Genomic DNA, 16,652 nt, shown 5'->3' on the forward strand with positions numbered 1-16,652 from the left:
TACCCGGCTGACACCGCGTCAGCCGTGGCTCAATGAGGGAACTATGTTACTGATTCTGCGTGCCATTATTGTCGTCATCTATTCGATCTTAGTCTGTATATCTGGCTGTATCTGGTGTCTGTTTTCACCGCGCAATCCGCGTCATGTCGCCACATTTGGCCATCTGTTCGGCAAACTGTCGACGGTGTTTGGCCTTAAAGTAGAACTGCGCAGACCGGAAGGTGCTGAGAATTATGGTAATGCGATCTACATCGCGAACCATCAGAACAACTACGACATGGTCACCGCGGCTAAAATGGTGCAGCCCTGTACGGTGACGGTGGGCAAGAAGAGCCTGTTGTGGGTGCCATTTTTTGGCCTGCTCTACTGGCTGACCGGTAACCTGTTGATCGATCGCGATGACCGTGCAAAAGCACGCGGCACGATCGGTCAGCTGGTAGATGAGTTTAACAGTAAGCGCATCTCCATCTGGATGTTCCCGGAAGGAACGCGCAGCCGTGGTCGTGGCCTGCTGCCGTTTAAAACCGGTGCCTTTCACGCCGCTGTGGCGGCGGGTGTGCCGATCATTCCGATTGTGGTCTCTAACACGCATGGCAAGATCAACCTCAATCGCTGGAAAAACGGGCTGGTGATCGTTGAGATGCTGCCACCGATTGATGTAAAGGCTTTCGAGTCGTCGTCGGTGCGTAAGCTGGCGACCCACTGTCGCGAACTGATGGCGGCAAAGCTGGAAGAGCTGAACGCCGAAGTCGCAGAACGCGAAAAAAACGGAAATATCTGACCGGCGAACCATTCGCCGAACTATCCTGCAGGGATGCCGCACGGCGGGGCACGTCCGCCCGCCGTGAACGCAGCACAGCAAAAACAGATCAATAAAAACAGGGTCGGCGCTTAGCGCCACGCGTAAAGGGTCAGAAGTTTTATGTCTTTCAGCAGACGTCAGTTCATCCAGCTTTCTGCCGGAGCGGCGCTTAGCGCCAGTGTACTACCTCATGCGGCGCGTGCCGCTTCTTCAGCTAATGGCGACACGCCACTTCCGGTTCCGCCGTTGCTGGAATCCCGTCGCGGCCAGCCGCTGTTCCTGACAATGCAGCGCAGCCACTGGTCTTTTAATGGCGACAACAACAAAGTGCCGGTGTGGGGCATTAATGGCCTCTATCTTGGCCCGACCGTCCGGGTTTACAGCGGCGATGACGTTAAGCTGATCTACAGCAATCGTCTGAACGAGCCGGTCTCCATGACTATCAGCGGCCTGCAGTTGCCGGGTGCGCTGATGGGGGGCGCGCCGCGTATGATGTCAGCCGGTGTCGACTGGTCGCCGGTGCTGCCGATTCGTCAGGCGGCCTCAACCTGCTGGTATCACGCCAATACACCGAACCGCATGGCTCCGCACATCTATAACGGACTGGCGGGGATGTGGCTGGTGGAAGATGATATTGGCAGGCAGCTGCCGTTGCCGAAGCATTACGGCGTCGATGACTTCCCGATTATCATTCAGGACAAGCGGCTCGATAACTTTGCCACGCCGGTCTATGACCCGCCGCAGGATGGTGGTTTCCTGGGCGACACGCTGCTGGTGAATGGCGTACGCAATCCGTTTGTGGAGGTATCACGCGGCTGGGTGCGTCTGCGTCTGCTGAACGCCTCGAATGCGCGCCGCTATGAGATGGTGCTCAGCGACAATCGCCCGTTTATGGTCATCGCCAGCGATCAGGGCTATCTGCCTGCGCCGGTCGCGGTGCAGCGCCTGTCACTGGCGCCGGGCGAACGCCGCGAAGTGCTGGTGGATATGTCGCAGGGCGATGAAGTGTCGATTACCGCAGGTACGGCGGCGGGCATTATGGATCGGCTGCGCGGCTTCTTTGAGCCATCCTCCATTCTGACGTCAACCCTGATCCTGACGCTGCGGCCAACCGGCTTGCTGCCGCTGGTGACGGATAATCTGCCGATGCGGCTGCTGGCCGATCAGATTCTGGATGGCGTGGCGGTTCGCACCCGTGAATTCCGCATCGGTGACAGCATGCCGGGCATTAACGGCGCGATCTGGGATATGAGCCGCATTGACACCACGGCACAGCAGGGCACCTTTGAGCGCTGGATCCTGCATGCTGACCGGCCACAGTCGCTGCATATCCAGGGCGTGATGTTCCTGATTAAAAGTGTCAATGGTGCGCAGCCGATGGGCGAAGATCGTGGCTGGAAAGATACGGTGTGGGTCGATGGCAGCGTGGAACTGATGGTCACTTTCCCGCAAAGTTCGTCAGATCACTTCCCGTTCGTCTACTACAGTCAGACGCTGGAACTGGCCGACCGCGGTACTGCCGGTCAGCTGGTGGTGCAGTCCAGCGCATAACAGCGCGGTCAGGCAGGGAGAGCCCGCCTGACCGCGTTAATCGTTAGCTGCCCCAGCCGCAGGGCAGAGAAGGTGAGTTCACCCGATGGCGCCCAGCTTTAGTTAAAGGTTTCCGGATCCGGCCCCAGACGATTGCCGCTGTCCAGCTTCGCAATATCGCTCACTTCATGCTTGTCCAGACGGAAGTCGAACACCTTAAAGTTTTCTTCAATGCGGGCTGGTGTCACCGACTTCGGAATCACCACCAGGCCGCTATCCAGATGCCAGCGGATCACGATCTGTGCCGGCGTCTTGCCATATTTCTTCGCCAGCGACTTGATGATCTCCTGATCGAAGACCCCTTTGCCGCCCTGCGCCAGCGGACTCCAGGATTCGGTCTGGATCTGATGCAGTGCGTTCCACGCATGCAGCGTGCGCTGCTGTAGCATCGGGTGCAGCTCAATCTGGTTCACCACCGGCGTGACACCGGTTTCATCCAGCAGTCGCTTCAGATGCGCCTCATGGAAGTTACAGACGCCGATACTTTTAGTCAGCCCCTGCTGCTGCAGTTCAATCATCTTCTTCCAGGCATCGACATAATTGTCTTTTTCCGGGCACGGCCAGTGCATCAGATAGAGATCAACCTGCTCCAGTTTCAGTTTCTCCAGGCTGGTTTCCATCGCCTGCTGAACGTTCTGCTGATCGTCGTTCCAGAGTTTGGTGGTCACGAAAATCTCTTCACGCGGCACGTCAGTTTCCTGCAGTGCCTGGCCAATCGCCTCTTCATTCTTATAGGCGGCGGCGGTATCGATTGAGCGATAGCCGACCTCCAGCGCTTTCAGCACCGCATGACGTGCATCTTCAATGCTGGCCTGCCACACACCGAGTCCGAGTTGCGGCATCATATTGCCATCGCGCAGTTTGATAATGGGTTGGTCTGCCATAGTTGCTCCTTTCCGTTGCGGTTAATCCGTGAGATTTCACTGTGCTTAAGTCTAGCCAACAATTCTCAGCCTGCTTAGCTGAGGCAACAACAGCGGTTCTGCCGCCATGCCCGATCCGGTAAATTTCTTGCCTGATTCTCCAGGCTGCTGGTGATTCAGGCATTCGCACGGCACACTGGTTTTTTGCCCGTAAAAGGAGTCGCTATGGCGCACGATGCCCTGTGTCACCGGCTGGCGCAGCAGGTCGTCACATTAATGACCCATGGTCACGACCGTCTTTGTCCGGTCGAAAATGTGTCGCTGATTTACGCTAATCAATATCGTCCCCGTACGCCGATGATGTATCAGCCCGGCATTGTGATCCTGTTTCAGGGCAGCAAAACCGGCTATCTCGGCAGCACGGTGTTTCAGTATGACGCCAGCAAGTACCTGATGCTCACGGTGCCGCTGCCGGTGGAGTGCGAAACCTGGGCCTCGCCAGAGGTGCCGATTGCCGGGCTGTGCCTTAATGTCGATACCGCCAGCCTGCAGGATCTGCTGATTGAAATCGGCGATGACGATCAGTTCCAGCCGCAGCCGCAGACCTCGGGGATCCACTCGGCGTGGCTGACGGAACCGATGCTGTGTGCCGCTGAGCGGCTGCTTGATGTGATGACCCAGCCACGCGATGCGCGGGTGCTGGGGCCGCACATCGTGCGGGAGATTATCTACTACGTGCTGACTGGCCCGATTGGTGGTGCGCTGCTCTCACTGGTGAGCCGACAGACGCAATTCAGCCTGATCGCGCGTGCCCTGCGACGGATTGAGAATCACTATGCGGAAAACCTCAGCGTCGATGCGCTGGCGGCGGAAGTGAACATGAGCGTTTCAGCCTTTCATCATAACTTTAAAGCGGTCACGCAGACGTCGCCCCTGCAGTATCTCAAGCGATATCGCCTGCATCAGGCGCGATTGCTGATGCTGCACGATGGACTGAAAGCGAGTGCGGCGGCGGTGCGGGTTGGCTATGAAAGTCCCTCACAGTTTTCGCGGGAATTTAAGCGCTATTTTGGCGTGACGCCAGGGGAAGAGGTGAATCGTGTGCGGCAGACAGTAGCGGATCCGTCCGCCTGAGTGGCGGCGGATCCTGATGCTACGCGCTGACGTCAGGCCTGTTTCTGCCGACGCTTTTTCCAGATAACCAGAATACTGCCGAACAGCCCGAGAAACAGCAACACCATCGGCAGTATCATCAGGATCGCCATCACCTGATCTTCATGACGCTTGATGAACGGCACCTGGCTGATGCCATAGCCAAACGTCACGACGATGCCGACCCACAGCACGCCGCTGAGCCAGTTGAACAGCTGGAAGCGACCATTCTGCAAGCCCGCAATGCCCGCCATGGTTGGCAGGATCGTCCGGATGAAGGCCAGAAAACGGCCGACCAGCAGCGCCATCAGGCCGTGACGGTTAAACATATTCCACGCGCGCTGGTGATACTGCGCGGGCAGATGCATCAGCCAGCTCTTCACCAGCCGGGTATTCCCCAGCCAGCGACCCTGCAGATAGCTCAGCCAGCAGCCCAGGCTGGCGGCGGTGGTGAGGATCACCATCGTCGGCACAAAATCCATCACCCCTTTTGCCACCATCGCACCCGCCAGCAGCAGCAGGCTATCGCCCGGCAGGAAAGAGGCGGGTAACAGCCCATTTTCCAGAAACAGCGTCAGGAACATCACGCCGTACACCACCCACACCACATCCGGATTTGCCAGCGCGGCAAAATCCTGATGCCAGAGCGCGTGGACAATCTCGTGTAAAACACCCATTTGCTATTCCATCACGTCACAAGGAACTATCCGTCTGCATTCAGGCAATCGGTCGCGGCGCTGCGCAATAAATGCAGCGACCTCACTGATGACCTGAACGGTCTGGGATAAATTTTAACAATAAATGAGCAGCAGCCCGGCAAACTCTGCGGGTGGCCGCTACCCGGTTCATCTTCTGTTTAGCGTCTGTTTATCTTTTGCCTGAGTTTATTAACGCGTCAGGCGCGCAAAACCGGCGTCCAGGTCAGCCAGCAGATCGTCAACGTGCTCCAGACCAATATGCAGTCGCACCAGCGTACCGGTGAAGTCGACTCCACCCGCCGGACGAATCGCGGCCAGCTCTTCCGGCTGATTTGCCAGGATCAGCGATTCATAGCCGCCCCAGGAGTAAGCCATGCTGAAATGATGGAAGTGATCGAGATATTCCGCCAGCTGGGGCGCGCTGAGTTTTTCCTGCAGGATAAAAGAGAACAGGCCGCTGCTGCCGTTAAAATCACGCTGCCAGAACTGATGACCTTTGCTCTGCGCCAGCGCCGGGTGATTAACCCGCGCCACTTCGGGACGCGCTGCCAGCCACTCTGCCACCTGAATCGCGCTCTCTTCATGCTGACGCAGACGGGTACCCAGCGTGCGCAGCCCCCGGCTCGCCATGTAGGCGGTATCGGCATCGACCATCTGACCCATCAGATAGGAGTTCTCGCGCAGCTGATCGATACAGCGCGCATTGGCGACCGCCGTGCCGATCATCGCATCGCTGTGACCAATCAGATATTTGGTGCCCGCCTGAATCGAAATATCGATGCCGTGCGCCAGCGCATCAAATAAAATACCGGCCGCCCAGGTGTTGTCGATCATAATGATCGCCTCGGGCGCTTTGGCGCGAACCGCCGTAACAATCGCCGGAATATCCTGAACTTCCATCGTGATAGAGGCCGGTGATTCCAGGAAAACGACCCGGGTATTGGGCTGCACCAGCTCACCGATTTCACTGCCGATACAGTGATCGAACCAGCCCGTTGAAACCTGCAGCTTAGTCAGGATTTTAGTACAGAAATCCTGGGTCGGTTCATAGACTGCGCCACTCATCAGCACGTGGTCGCCCGCCTCGACAAACGCCAGAATCGCGTTCGCCACGGCAGCCGCGCCGCAGGGGTAGAGCACACAGCCTGCGCCGCCTTCCAGCTCCGTCATCGCATCCTGCAGCGCAAAGTGCGTCAGGGTGCCACGACGGCCATAAAAGAGTTCGCCTTTTGCCCGACCGGCGGTGGCGCGTTTCTTCTCCGCGACCGTATCAAAAACCAGCGAGGAGGCCCGTTGAATCACACTGTTCACCGAGCCCTGGGTATAACGCTTGCTGCGTCCTGCACTGACGAGCGTGGTATCAATTTTTCTGGTGGTCATGAGTCGCCTTTGCCGCTTCTGACTAAGCCCTCACGTTACCACGAAACGACCAGCAGGGTTGAGACTCAATGGTGATTATCAGAGTGCTTCGCAGGATGAAAATCGGGTCCGCCACCGGACCCGATTTTGCCGACGCTACATCACGCCCATCAGGCGCGGTAACCAGAGGGAGATGGCGGGAATATAGGTAATCAGCATCAGCACGATAAACAGCATGCCGTAAAACGGCAGCATGGCTCTGACCACCTGCTCGATTTTCTGCTTACTGACCGCACTGGCGACAAACAGTACCGTACCGACCGGCGGGGTGATCAGGCCGATCCCGAGGTTGGTCAGCATGATCATGCCGAAGTGAACCGGATCGACGCCAAGCGCGGTGGCGACCGGCAACAGCACCGGCGTCAGGATCAGGATCAGCGGTGCCATATCCATCAGCGTTCCCACCACCAGTAGCAGGATGTTGATACACATCAGGATCACATATTTGTTATCAGAGAGGCTGGTGAACGCCTCGGTGATAATCGTCGGCAGTTGCATAAAGGTCATCACCGCGCCGAATCCGGCCGCGAAGGCGATCAGCACCATCACGATGGTGACGGTTTTAATGGTGCGGAACAGCAGGATATGCAGCTGGTTCCATTTAAAGTCACGGTAGATAAACATGGTGACGAAAAAGGCCCAGATACAGGCGATCGCGGCGGACTCCGAGGCGGTAAAGATGCCGGAGAGAATGCCACCCATAATGATCACCACGGTAAACAGGCCCCAGAACGCGTCGAAGAAGATTTTCAGCGCCTGACGAAACGGAATACGTTCCCCTTTGGGATAGCCGCGTTTATGGGCAAAGCCGAGGCACATTACCATCAGGCAGCCACCCAGCAGCAGGCCAGGAAAGATACCGGCAACAAACAGCGAGGAGATGGTCACCATGCCGCCGGTCGCCAGCGAGTAAATCACCGAGTTGTGGCTGGGTGGCGTCAGCACCGCCTGCACTGAGCCGCTGGCGGTTACTGCGGCGGCGAAATCACGCGGATAGCCTTTCTCCTCCATCTGCGGAATCATCACCGAGCCTATCGAGGCGGTATCCGCCACCGATGAGCCGGAAATCGCGCCAAAGAAGGTGGAGGCGACAATGTTCACCAGCGACAGGCCACCGCGGATAAAGCCGACAAAGATATAGGCGAAGTTGACCAGCCGCCGGGCAATCCCGCCCTCCGCCATAATCGCACCCGCGAGAATAAAGAACGGGATAGTCAGCAGCGAAAATTTGTTAATGCCGTTGGTCACCTGAATCACCACCGCTTCCAGCGGCAGATCGATCCACCAGGCGCCAATAAAGGCGCTCAGCCCCACCGCAAAGGCGACCGGAAAACCCACCATTAGCAACACCAGCAAACTGCCTATCAAGATCAATGCATCCATTTTTCTGCTCCGCGTTAGTGGGTGCCGCCCAGGGTGACAATCGGCCGCTGGCTCTGATCGCCGGTCAGCAATCGCTCAACAACAAACAGCAGGGTGAAGATCGCGCCAATCGGAATCGGCAGATACATCTCGCCGTAAGTTACTGCCGGTAATGAAGCGAGCGTCTGCACCCACATCGCTTCGCACAGGCTGTAACTGGCCTGAAAGATCACCAGACAGGTGATGATCATCAGCAGATCGCTGACGCGCAGCATCAGGCGCTGTCGGGCGGGTGACAGGCGATCGGTGACCATCGAAACGCAGATATGCGTTCCGGCCCGCAGTCCGACCGGTGCGCCAATAAACGTAAAAATGATCATGCAGATAATGGCCACCGGTTCCGGCCAGGAGAGCGCGCCGTTCATCACGTAGCGGGCGAAGATCCCGATCGGGATCACCGTCACCATAATCATCAGTGCCACGGCGGCAATCAGCATGCACAGCAGATAGAGCCCATCCATCAGACGTGTATAAGCGGCCATAATTGATACCTGATTAAGCACGCCACACGGCAGTGTGGCGCGGAAGGGTTATTTCACCTCAGCGATCCGGGTCATCAGATCCTGATATCTGCCGCCAAACTGATCGCGCACCGGCTGGGTCGCTTTGACGAAGTAGTCGCGGTCGGTCTGCTGGAAGGTGACGCCGCCTGCCTTCATTTTGGCGATCGACTGCTCGGTATAGGTCGCCCAGAGCTGACGCTCCTCATCCTGCGCCTCTTTGCCGAGCTTCTTCAGCAGCGCCTGATCCTCAGGTTTCAGGCGATCCCAGGCGCGTTTTGAAAACAGGATCATCTCTGGCTGGATAAAGTGGCCGCTGAGGGTGTAGTACTTCGCCACCGGCATATAGTTATGGGCGACAAAAGTAGGCGGGTTGTTCTCGGTGCCATCGACCACACCGGTCTGCATCGCACTGAACACTTCACTGACGCCCATCGCCACCGGATTCGCGCCCATCGCTTTCAGGGTCGCCAGCGAGATGGCGCTGTTCTGCACCCGGATCTTCATGCCTTTCAGATCTTCCGGTTTTGCCAGCGGCTTCTTGGTGATCATGTTGCGCTCACCGGCATCGGTCCAGCCCAGGAACACCATGCGGGCGTTGGGATCTTTATCGAATTTGTCGGCAATCTCGCGGCCTATCTCGCCATCCAGCACTTTGTGCATGTGGTCAATGTCGCGGAAAATGTAGGGCAGGGTCAGCACGCTGGTTTCCGGGGCGATCGAGGTGACCGGCGCCAGCGACACACGGATCATGTCGATTGCGCCCAGCTGCACCTGTTGCAGCGTCTGATCTTCGTCCCCCAGCACGCCACCGGCGAAGAGCTTCATCTCCAGCCGTCCATCGGTGGCCTGTTTGAGTTTGTCGCCCATGTGCTGCAGGGCGACCACGGTCGGATAACCGGCAGGCTGGACTTCAGCCACTTTGATCACCTGTGCCGTGGCGGTGGCGCTCATCATCATCGCCGCCAGGGCACTGGCCAGGCATGTTTTCGTCATTCTCATTATTTTGTCTCCCGCAGAGGTAGGACGGCGTCCGGCGTCGGGGGCTAACCGGAGAGAACCGTGTGGAGCCAGCATAGTGAAAACGCGCGCCAGTAAAATGCGGCAATGCTGATTGAATGAATGCCATCACATTTTGAAACGTTGTTTTAATAAATTTTCATGCAACTTCACATTTTCGAAACATCCTTGTCAAAAGTGTTTAAACCTGGTCAATTGCGGGTAAATGGCGGCGATCAGCTTTGTAAATACTAATGAGAACTACTATCAATTCGCCGTCGTTTTGCTATTATTCGCGCTTGTCTCGCATCCCTGAATCAGAAGTTGGAGAAGCAGCGTGGTAGCCAGTGATTTGATGCAAACGGACCTCTCCGTTTGGGGCATGTATCAACATGCCGATATCGTGGTAAAGGTGGTCATGATTGGCCTGTTATTGGCCTCAGTGGTGACCTGGGCGATCTTCTTCGGCAAATATGCCGAACTCAGCGCCGCTAAGCGCCGTCTGAAGCGCGAGCATCTGGCGCTGGGCGAAGCCCGCAATCTGAATGACGCCGCCCGCATTGCCCAGTCGTTTACCGGTCACAGCCACAGTGTGGTGCTGCTGAATGATGCGCAGAATGAGCTTGAACTGTCGGCTGGCGTGGAAGATACCAACGGGATTAAAGATCGTACCAGTTTCCGCCTTGAGCGCCGCGTCGCTGCGTTCAGCCGCCATGCAGGCCGGGGCAATGGCTTCCTGGCCACCATCGGTTCGGTTGCGCCGTTTATCGGCCTGTTCGGCACCGTATGGGGCATCATGAACAGCTTTATCGGCATCGCTAAAACCCAGACGACGAACCTGGCGGTTGTTGCACCAGGTATCGCCGAAGCGCTGCTGGCAACCGCGATTGGCCTGATCGCTGCGATTCCGGCGGTGGTGATCTACAACGTCTTTGCCCGCATGATCGCCAACTACAAAGCCTCGCTGGGTGATGTCGCCGCTCAGGTGATGCTGCTGCAGAGCCGTGATATCGATCTGGGCACCGTCGCCACTGATGTTCCGCGTCCTGCGACGGCTCAGAAACTGCGCTTAGGGTAAGTTCTTATGGCAATGCGATTAAACGACGATCTGGAAACGGATGGTGAAATGCATGAGATCAACGTGACGCCGTTTATCGACGTCATGCTGGTTCTGCTGATCATCTTTATGGTGGCCGCGCCGCTGGCCACGGTCGACGTACGCGTCAATCTGCCCGCCTCAACCAGCGCGCCACAGCCGCGCCCGGAAAAGCCGGTTTATCTGTCGATTAAAGCGGATAAGCAGCTTTACGTCGGTAACGATCAGGTCACGCCGGAGTCGCTGGTTAACGTGCTGACTAACCAGACCCAGGGCAACAAAGAGACCACCATTTTCTTCCAGGCGGATAAGTCAGTCGATTATGAAACGCTGATGAGCGTGATGGATAAGCTACGCACGGCGGGCTATCTTAAAATTGGTCTGATGGGCATGGAAACCGTGAAGAAATAGCGGGTTATCCGGCTCAGGAAAAAGGCGACTGTTCAGGTCGCCTTTTTTTATGGCTGCTCTCCAGCCCTATAAAATCAGGCAAATCAGGGCCAGGGTAATCACTTATGCTGCCTGAGCTGAATTGTTAATTGGTTGTTACTTATGTACATAGATTTGTAAAGTGCAATGGTGAGCCAGGTCACATTAATCCCGCATCAGGCAGGCTAAAACGGCTAAAAAACAACAGGAAGCCGTTATGAGTCACACCCCGTCTTTACAAAAGCCGCCGAAAAGTGCCGCCCGAACCATCTTCACCGTCACCAGTGGTAACTTCCTGGAGATGTACGATTTTATGGTGTTTGGCTACTACGCTACTGCCATTTCAAAAACCTTCTTTCCCGGCGATGACCCGTTTGCCTCCCTGATGCTGACCCTGATGACTTTCGGTGCCGGCTTCCTGATGCGCCCGCTGGGGGCGATCATCCTCGGTGCCTACATCGACCATCATGGTCGTCGTAAAGGGCTGTTGCTGACGCTGGGCTTAATGGCGATGGGCACCCTGACCATCGCGCTGGTGCCGGGCTACGCCACCCTGGGCGTGGCAGCGCCGATTCTGATCCTGCTGGGACGGCTGTTGCAGGGCTTCTCGGCGGGCGTGGAGCTGGGTGGCGTGTCGGTCTATCTGGCCGAAGTCGCGCCCAAAGGACGCAAAGGCTTTTTCGTCAGCTGGCAGTCGGGCAGCCAGCAGATTGCGGTGATCTTTGCTGCTCTGCTGGGTCTGATGCTGAATCATCTGCTGGCGAAAGAGGCGGTGACGGAGTGGGGCTGGCGTATCCCGTTTGTGGTCGGCTGTCTGATTGTGCCGTTCCTGTTCTATATCCGCCGGATGCTGGAAGAGACCGAAGCGTTCAGCAAACGTAAACATCATCCGAGCATGACGGAAATCATGCGGTCGGTCGCCAGCAACTGGGCGCTGGTGCTGGCGGGGATGCTGATGGTGGTCACCACCACGGTAATGTTCTACATGATCACCGCCTTTACCCCGACCTTTGGTAAAACGGTCTTGATGATGAGTGACAAGCAGGCGTTCCTGGTGACGCTCTGTGTCGGTGTCTCAAACCTCATCTGGCTGCCGCTGATGGGGGCGCTGTCAGACCGCGTCGGACGCCGTCCGCTGCTGATCATTTTTACCCTGCTGATGATTGTCACCACCTGGCCGGTGCTGCACTGGCTGGTGGGATCGGCCAGCTTCGCCCACCTGCTGGAAGCGGAACTGTGGCTGTCGTTTCTCTATGCCAGCTATAACGGTGCGATGGTGGTCTATCTGGCGGAGATCATGCCTGCGGAGGTGCGCGCCGCCGGTTTCTCCATGGCTTACAGCCTGGCGACGGCGCTGTTTGGCGGCTTTACGCCTGCCATCTCCAGCTACCTGATCCATGCCACCGGTGACAAAGCGATGCCGGGCGTCTGGCTGACCTTTGCCGCAGTCTGTGGGCTGATCGGCACGTTGCTGATTGGCCGGATGGTGAAGCAGTATCAGACCCGTCACAGCGGCACGCCGGTCAGTGCTTCACTCTAAAACGACAAATCGACCACCACGCTGTCGCTGTAGTTTCCGGCTGGCGGCGTGTTCTGCGTGGTCAGGATGCGCGCGGTGTAGTTAAAACCGCGCGTCAGTCCATCCGTGGATACCGCCGTCGAGGTGGTACTGCTCCAGCGTTCAGTGCCTGCCGATCCCCAGCGATTGCTGGTGGTACTTTTATAAATTTCATAGCTCAGCCGATTCGCGCCGCTCGCCATATTCCTGACGCTGCCCACCGGATAACTACCGTTGCTCAGCCCGACGGTATAGGTGCTGCCTTTGCTGCACAACACGTTGATGGTCTGTGACACGGCGGAGAAGCTGCCGACCAGCGGCGCGCTGCCAAAGCTGATATTCGGCGCGGTGATGGTGGTGCAGTCATTGGTAAGAATGGCGGTGATATTAATCGGGATGACACCGCTGCCGTTCTGCTCGCTTAAACAGATATTGCCAATCGCAACGCTGGTGCAGATGCGATAAGTCACGGCCATATTCAGCGTCAGCTGGTACGTCCCGGCGGCGACCACCTGACCGGGAACGGTGCGCAGATAGACCGGGATGGCGAAGTTAAGGCTGCCCAGCAAGCCCGCCAGGTTGATCAGGGTCTGCGAACCATAGACAAATGGCGTGCCGCCAATCGTCAGTTCGGTAGCGCAGGCCGTGTCGGTGCAGAGCCGCACCGGCACATTATCGCTGCCGGTACCACCGCTGCGTTTCAGAGTACCGCGCGTGCCGTTGCTATTGCTCGCGCCCGTCAGCTGAAAGGTGATCTGGTTATTGCCCAGCAGCGACAGCCCGGCACCCGCGCCACAGTTGACGTTGGCATTCGTGGTGGTGGAACTGACGGTGGTGTTCGCCACAAAGGTCGTAACTGAACCGAAACTGGCGGTCGATGCGGGCAGGGCGCAGGCGGCGTAGCCCAGCGACGGCAGTAACAGCAGCAGGCCAGCCAGTATTACAGATTTCATCATGGTCGGTTTCCGGACGTAAATGATTCAGCGGGAGAGGGGGCGCTGCCTGCGGCAGGGGCGGGCAGCGCACAGGTCAGGGGGCCGTAAGTTTTCAGCGCCTGCGGCTGACCGCTGGCGATGCGCAGTTCGGTTTCGCACTGGCGGCCATCGGGCGTCACCACCTGCATCGGGTTACTGGCGGCGAGATCTTCCATCCAGACGATGCCATCCCAGCCGACATACTCTGTGGGATGATCGGGACGCTGCACCAGGCTTGATACCGGCAGCGGCTGGCCCTGCGCATCGACCAGGATTACGCTGGCTGAGCGCAGTTTCTCCACCGGGAAGTTGAGCAGATAGCCGCTCTGGCGTTTCACCGCAAAGCGCTGCTCAACCCGTGGCGTGGTCATATCTGCCGGCAGGTCGAGGGTGTCGATATCATATTTGGCCGGGTAGTAGCTGCTGATGGCGGGCACCAGCAGATAACCCTGTTGATTGGTGCGTCCCATCGACTGATTCTCGTAGCGCACGTTAACGTCGGGATAGTTGGTCTTCACCAGCACAAAGGCGTCGTTGATCTCGTTAGCGGCAAAGACGCTGTTGTCCATTAACACCAGCGCACCCGAGAGATCGGCCCACTGGGTGAGGTTATCATCATCGCCATAGAAGCCCGCCGAGGTATCAATCTGGTTGTTGCGATAGCGCAGACTGCCCTGACGATAATCGCCGCTGTCTCCGCTCTGATTCGCCCAGGAGGCATCCCAGGCGAACCCGCCGTCGCTGGGCATGGCGCGTGAGGCATAAACGCGCTGACTGTCGCGGCCACGCTGGTCGCGTTCGTTGCTGAGGGCAACGCTGCCCTGTTCGCCAAACGGGATCACCAGCGAAATCGCCCCGGTCCAGCTTTTCTCCTGCTGATCGCGGCTGGCCGAGACATACAGACTGCTGTTACCCCACAGGTTTTTACTCCATGAGAGGTTCCACAGCCGGGTGCGATCGCCCTGACCGTCGGTGATGTCGATGAAGGCAGCACCGACGCTGCCAAAGCGGTTCAGCGAGACGCTGGCGCTGTACTGAGCACTGCGGCGTGAGAGTGCGTAGCGGCTATCCGCCTGGCTACCGGCACGGCTGCCGACCAGCGCCAGATTGCCGAAGTTGCTGCTGCGCTGGGTCTGTTGAGTGCCGATGTTGAACCAGCGGTTATTGTACTGATATCCCCAGCTATATTGCCTGCCGCTCTCGCCATCGAGCTGACTTTGCGCCACCGCGCCGTTGACCACGCCCCAGCTGCCGACGCGCAGCTGACCACCCAGCCCGCCCATCGCCAGCGTTTCGCTGCCTTCGGCGTGGCTCTCCAGCGTCAGCCAGTCGGTCATACCGTAACGATAAGAGCCACTGGCCGCTGCCTCACCATAATCGAAGTTCTTTATGCCGTAGTTTTCGCGGATTGCCCCGGCAGAGAAGGCGTAGTCCGACAGCCCCGATTTCAGCAGGTTACTGGAGACGTAAAACGGCATGGTGGTGGTAACACGGCGGCCAACCGCATCGGTGGTGGTGATCACGGCATCACCCGCGCCGTTAACGAATGGCACATTGGTCATCGACCAGGGGCCAGGCTGCACGTTCGCCTGGCTGGAGCGATAGCCGTTGATAAAGAGATCGACGGTGGAAGGCACGGCGGCCTGACCGGAAAAAGCGGGCAGCGGATAGGTCACCAGATCGGGACGGACGCTGAAGTCGCGACCGACGCGGATGCCACCAAGACGCACGCTGCTGCTCCAGGCCAGCGAGTCGGTGACCAGATCGCCGACCCGCCAGCTTACCGCCGCATTCTCATCTTCATTGCTCCACCAGGTGTCGTAGCGGATATAGCCATCATCCTGATAAGTCGTACTGCCTTCCAGCTGCTGTTGCCAGACGCCATTAGTGGAGAAATGACCGGCATCACCAAACAGCCGCAGTTCGTTCCAGGCGGACAGGCGGGAGCCACTGTTATCCGTGCGGCTGGCGTAAAGATCATAATTCATCAGCGCGCCGCTGCTGGTACGGCCCGGATAGCGCGGTCCGTTCTTCGCCTCGCCAATCACCTGACCGGGCAGCCACTCAGGCGGTACGGTCAGCAGCAGACGCTGTCGCGCAGCGTCATACTCCACTTTGATGGGTTGCAGGCTGCTGACATCGACCTGCGGCTGCTGGCCCAGCTTATCCGCTGGCAGGCCGGCACGCTGCAAATCGCCACTGCGAATCCAGAAATGACCGTCGCGCTGCTCTGCTGGCACAATATTGCCGTTCTCCTGCTGGTTAATCACCAGCTCCAGCATATATTGCTGACCGTTGCTGCTGGTCTGCAGGCTGGGCGGCGGGGGCAGGGATGAGTAAGTCTCCGCCAGCACAGGATCCGGCGTAAAAGCGTAAATAACGCTGGCCACGGCCAGCGCGCAGGGATGCAGGGAAAACGGTCTCATTCAGCGCTTACTTCTGGGCAGCGCTGCGCCACTGGCTCTTGTTAACCTCTGCGGTGAGTTCGCCGCTCACTGGCGAGGTAAGCGGCCAGCGGTGATAGCTGTCAGCCAGCACATAGCCGTACAAGCCTTCGCCCAGTTTGCGACCGCCAATCGCCACATTGCTTAACCGGGCGTGACCGCTGCCGCTGTTGGTTAACTGGAGCCAGCGCCTGCCGCCCTCGCTGACCTGTTGCCAGCGCAGAGCCGGGCGAGCGCTGTCTGTGTTCAGCCCGGTACCATAAACAAACAGCGGCACCGAATAGCGCATCTGGAAGGTCAGCCCGGCCTGATTCTCGCCGGGATTTCGCGGGGTCGGGATCTCATCCAGCACCACCCGATAGGCCAGCTCTTTACCGGCCGCAGGCGGCGTCTGTTTAATCAGCCTGACCAGCTGTTTCTGGCCTGGCTCCATCCGCACCATCGGCGGGCTGGCGACTACCTGCTGCTGAGTCTGATACTGCTCCTGGCCATTGTTCTGCTGCCAGCTGAAGACGCGGATCTGCATCATGGTGGTGCTGTTACCGCGATTCTCCAGCCAGAGTTCGCTGGCTTTCTCTTCAGGATTAATGGCGGGATCGATGGGCCAGATCATGACCGAATTCGCGGCGAAGGCCGGGGAGAGCAGGGTGGAACTTAGCAGCAGCAACAGGGCGCGCAGTGGCTTCATGATCATATCCTTGTTTTC

The 16,652-nt window shown here is 58.0% G+C and carries 15 protein-coding genes; 6 read left to right on the forward strand and 9 right to left on the reverse strand.

Annotated features, from left to right (window positions below; all coding sequences use genetic code 11):
* Positions 1–43 precede the first annotated feature (43 nt).
* Positions 44–781: a 1-acylglycerol-3-phosphate O-acyltransferase gene (locus OK412_RS20730; RefSeq protein WP_010671121.1), complete on the forward strand. Its 738-nt coding sequence runs from the start codon at positions 44–46 to the stop codon at positions 779–781.
* Positions 782–922: 141 nt separating this feature from the next.
* Positions 923–2,353, forward strand: a complete 1,431-nt coding sequence (gene ftsP, locus OK412_RS20735; RefSeq protein WP_264353501.1) for a cell division protein FtsP — start codon at positions 923–925, stop codon at positions 2,351–2,353.
* A 98-nt stretch (positions 2,354–2,451) separates the two neighbouring features.
* Here the strand turns inward: ftsP and dkgA are convergent, their stop codons facing one another.
* Positions 2,452–3,276, reverse strand: a complete 825-nt coding sequence (gene dkgA / locus OK412_RS20740) for a 2,5-didehydrogluconate reductase DkgA (protein WP_010249022.1) — start codon at positions 3,274–3,276, stop codon at positions 2,452–2,454.
* Between the two features lie 204 nt (positions 3,277–3,480).
* Between dkgA and OK412_RS20745 the strand changes: the two genes are divergently transcribed.
* Positions 3,481–4,389, forward strand: coding sequence for an AraC family transcriptional regulator (locus OK412_RS20745; protein ID WP_010249021.1), 909 nt, complete (start codon positions 3,481–3,483; stop codon positions 4,387–4,389).
* 32 nt (positions 4,390–4,421) lie between these two features.
* Here OK412_RS20745 and OK412_RS20750 read toward each other — a convergent pair whose 3' ends face one another.
* The 5 genes from OK412_RS20750 to OK412_RS20770 form a co-directional block, all read right to left on the reverse strand.
* Positions 4,422–5,084 (reverse strand): DedA family protein, encoded by a 663-nt coding sequence (locus tag OK412_RS20750; RefSeq protein WP_010249020.1) that lies wholly within the window; start codon positions 5,082–5,084, stop codon positions 4,422–4,424.
* 210 nt (positions 5,085–5,294) lie between these two features.
* Positions 5,295–6,485 (reverse strand): cystathionine beta-lyase, encoded by a 1,191-nt coding sequence (gene metC, locus OK412_RS20755; RefSeq protein ID WP_089414911.1) that lies wholly within the window; start codon positions 6,483–6,485, stop codon positions 5,295–5,297.
* 135 nt (positions 6,486–6,620) lie between these two features.
* On the reverse strand, positions 6,621–7,907 hold the full coding sequence (locus OK412_RS20760; RefSeq protein WP_264353502.1) for a TRAP transporter large permease: 1,287 nt from the start codon (positions 7,905–7,907) through the stop codon (positions 6,621–6,623).
* A 14-nt stretch (positions 7,908–7,921) separates the two neighbouring features.
* Positions 7,922–8,428: a TRAP transporter small permease gene (locus OK412_RS20765; RefSeq protein WP_010671117.1), complete on the reverse strand. Its 507-nt coding sequence runs from the start codon at positions 8,426–8,428 to the stop codon at positions 7,922–7,924.
* Between the two features lie 48 nt (positions 8,429–8,476).
* Positions 8,477–9,448 carry a TRAP transporter substrate-binding protein gene (locus tag OK412_RS20770; RefSeq protein ID WP_264353503.1) on the reverse strand — a complete coding sequence of 324 codons (972 nt, stop codon included), beginning with the start codon at positions 9,446–9,448 and terminating at the stop codon, positions 8,477–8,479.
* Between the two features lie 352 nt (positions 9,449–9,800).
* On the opposite strand from OK412_RS20770, the gene exbB reads away from it, so the two are divergent.
* The 3 genes from exbB (at position 9,801) to OK412_RS20785 (ending at position 12,510) form a co-directional block, all read left to right on the forward strand.
* Entirely contained in the window at positions 9,801–10,523 is a 723-nt protein-coding gene (exbB, locus tag OK412_RS20775) for a tol-pal system-associated acyl-CoA thioesterase (protein WP_022623877.1), read from the forward strand.
* A 6-nt stretch (positions 10,524–10,529) separates the two neighbouring features.
* On the forward strand, positions 10,530–10,952 hold the full coding sequence (gene exbD, locus OK412_RS20780; protein ID WP_010249013.1) for a TonB system transport protein ExbD: 423 nt from the start codon (positions 10,530–10,532) through the stop codon (positions 10,950–10,952).
* 235 nt (positions 10,953–11,187) lie between these two features.
* Entirely contained in the window at positions 11,188–12,510 is a 1,323-nt protein-coding gene (locus OK412_RS20785) for an MFS transporter (protein ID WP_033758824.1), read from the forward strand.
* Here OK412_RS20785 and OK412_RS20790 read toward each other — a convergent pair.
* The 3 genes from OK412_RS20790 to OK412_RS20800 are packed head-to-tail and all read right to left on the reverse strand — an operon-like array spanning position 12,507 to position 16,634.
* Positions 12,507–13,484: a spore coat protein U domain-containing protein gene (locus OK412_RS20790; protein ID WP_264353504.1), complete on the reverse strand. Its 978-nt coding sequence runs from the start codon at positions 13,482–13,484 to the stop codon at positions 12,507–12,509. The genes OK412_RS20785 and OK412_RS20790 overlap by 4 nt on opposite strands.
* Positions 13,481–15,928: a fimbria/pilus outer membrane usher protein gene (locus tag OK412_RS20795; RefSeq protein ID WP_264353505.1), complete on the reverse strand. Its 2,448-nt coding sequence runs from the start codon at positions 15,926–15,928 to the stop codon at positions 13,481–13,483. Before OK412_RS20795 ends, OK412_RS20790 begins: the two co-directional genes overlap by 4 nt.
* A gap of 7 nt (positions 15,929–15,935) precedes the next feature.
* The gene (locus tag OK412_RS20800) at positions 15,936–16,634 is read right to left on the reverse strand and encodes a molecular chaperone (RefSeq protein ID WP_010671112.1); all 699 of its coding nucleotides are present in this window, start codon (positions 16,632–16,634) and stop codon (positions 15,936–15,938) included.
* Positions 16,635–16,652 lie beyond the last annotated feature (18 nt).

This window comes from Pantoea sp. JV6 (genome assembly GCF_025910055.1).
GTDB lineage: Bacteria > Pseudomonadota > Gammaproteobacteria > Enterobacterales > Enterobacteriaceae > Pantoea > Pantoea agglomerans.

What these genes read in the sequence shown, in the direction of transcription:
- metC (WP_089414911.1), bottom strand. Translation starts at nt 6,485, where the DNA reads ATGACCACCAGAAAAATTGATACCACGCTCGTCAGTGCAGGACGCAGC.
- OK412_RS20750 (WP_010249020.1), bottom strand. Translation starts at nt 5,084, where the DNA reads ATGGGTGTTTTACACGAGATTGTCCACGCGCTCTGGCATCAGGATTTT.
- OK412_RS20730 (WP_010671121.1), top strand. Translation starts at nt 44, where the DNA reads ATGTTACTGATTCTGCGTGCCATTATTGTCGTCATCTATTCGATCTTA.
- dkgA (WP_010249022.1), bottom strand. Translation starts at nt 3,276, where the DNA reads ATGGCAGACCAACCCATTATCAAACTGCGCGATGGCAATATGATGCCG.
- OK412_RS20760 (WP_264353502.1), bottom strand. Translation starts at nt 7,907, where the DNA reads ATGGATGCATTGATCTTGATAGGCAGTTTGCTGGTGTTGCTAATGGTG.
- OK412_RS20765 (WP_010671117.1), bottom strand. Translation starts at nt 8,428, where the DNA reads ATGGCCGCTTATACACGTCTGATGGATGGGCTCTATCTGCTGTGCATG.
- OK412_RS20785 (WP_033758824.1), top strand. Translation starts at nt 11,188, where the DNA reads ATGAGTCACACCCCGTCTTTACAAAAGCCGCCGAAAAGTGCCGCCCGA.
- exbD (WP_010249013.1), top strand. Translation starts at nt 10,530, where the DNA reads ATGGCAATGCGATTAAACGACGATCTGGAAACGGATGGTGAAATGCAT.
- OK412_RS20745 (WP_010249021.1), top strand. Translation starts at nt 3,481, where the DNA reads ATGGCGCACGATGCCCTGTGTCACCGGCTGGCGCAGCAGGTCGTCACA.
- OK412_RS20800 (WP_010671112.1), bottom strand. Translation starts at nt 16,634, where the DNA reads ATGAAGCCACTGCGCGCCCTGTTGCTGCTGCTAAGTTCCACCCTGCTC.
- OK412_RS20795 (WP_264353505.1), bottom strand. Translation starts at nt 15,928, where the DNA reads ATGAGACCGTTTTCCCTGCATCCCTGCGCGCTGGCCGTGGCCAGCGTT.
- OK412_RS20770 (WP_264353503.1), bottom strand. Translation starts at nt 9,448, where the DNA reads ATGAGAATGACGAAAACATGCCTGGCCAGTGCCCTGGCGGCGATGATG.
- OK412_RS20790 (WP_264353504.1), bottom strand. Translation starts at nt 13,484, where the DNA reads ATGATGAAATCTGTAATACTGGCTGGCCTGCTGCTGTTACTGCCGTCG.
- ftsP (WP_264353501.1), top strand. Translation starts at nt 923, where the DNA reads ATGTCTTTCAGCAGACGTCAGTTCATCCAGCTTTCTGCCGGAGCGGCG.
- exbB (WP_022623877.1), top strand. Translation starts at nt 9,801, where the DNA reads ATGCAAACGGACCTCTCCGTTTGGGGCATGTATCAACATGCCGATATC.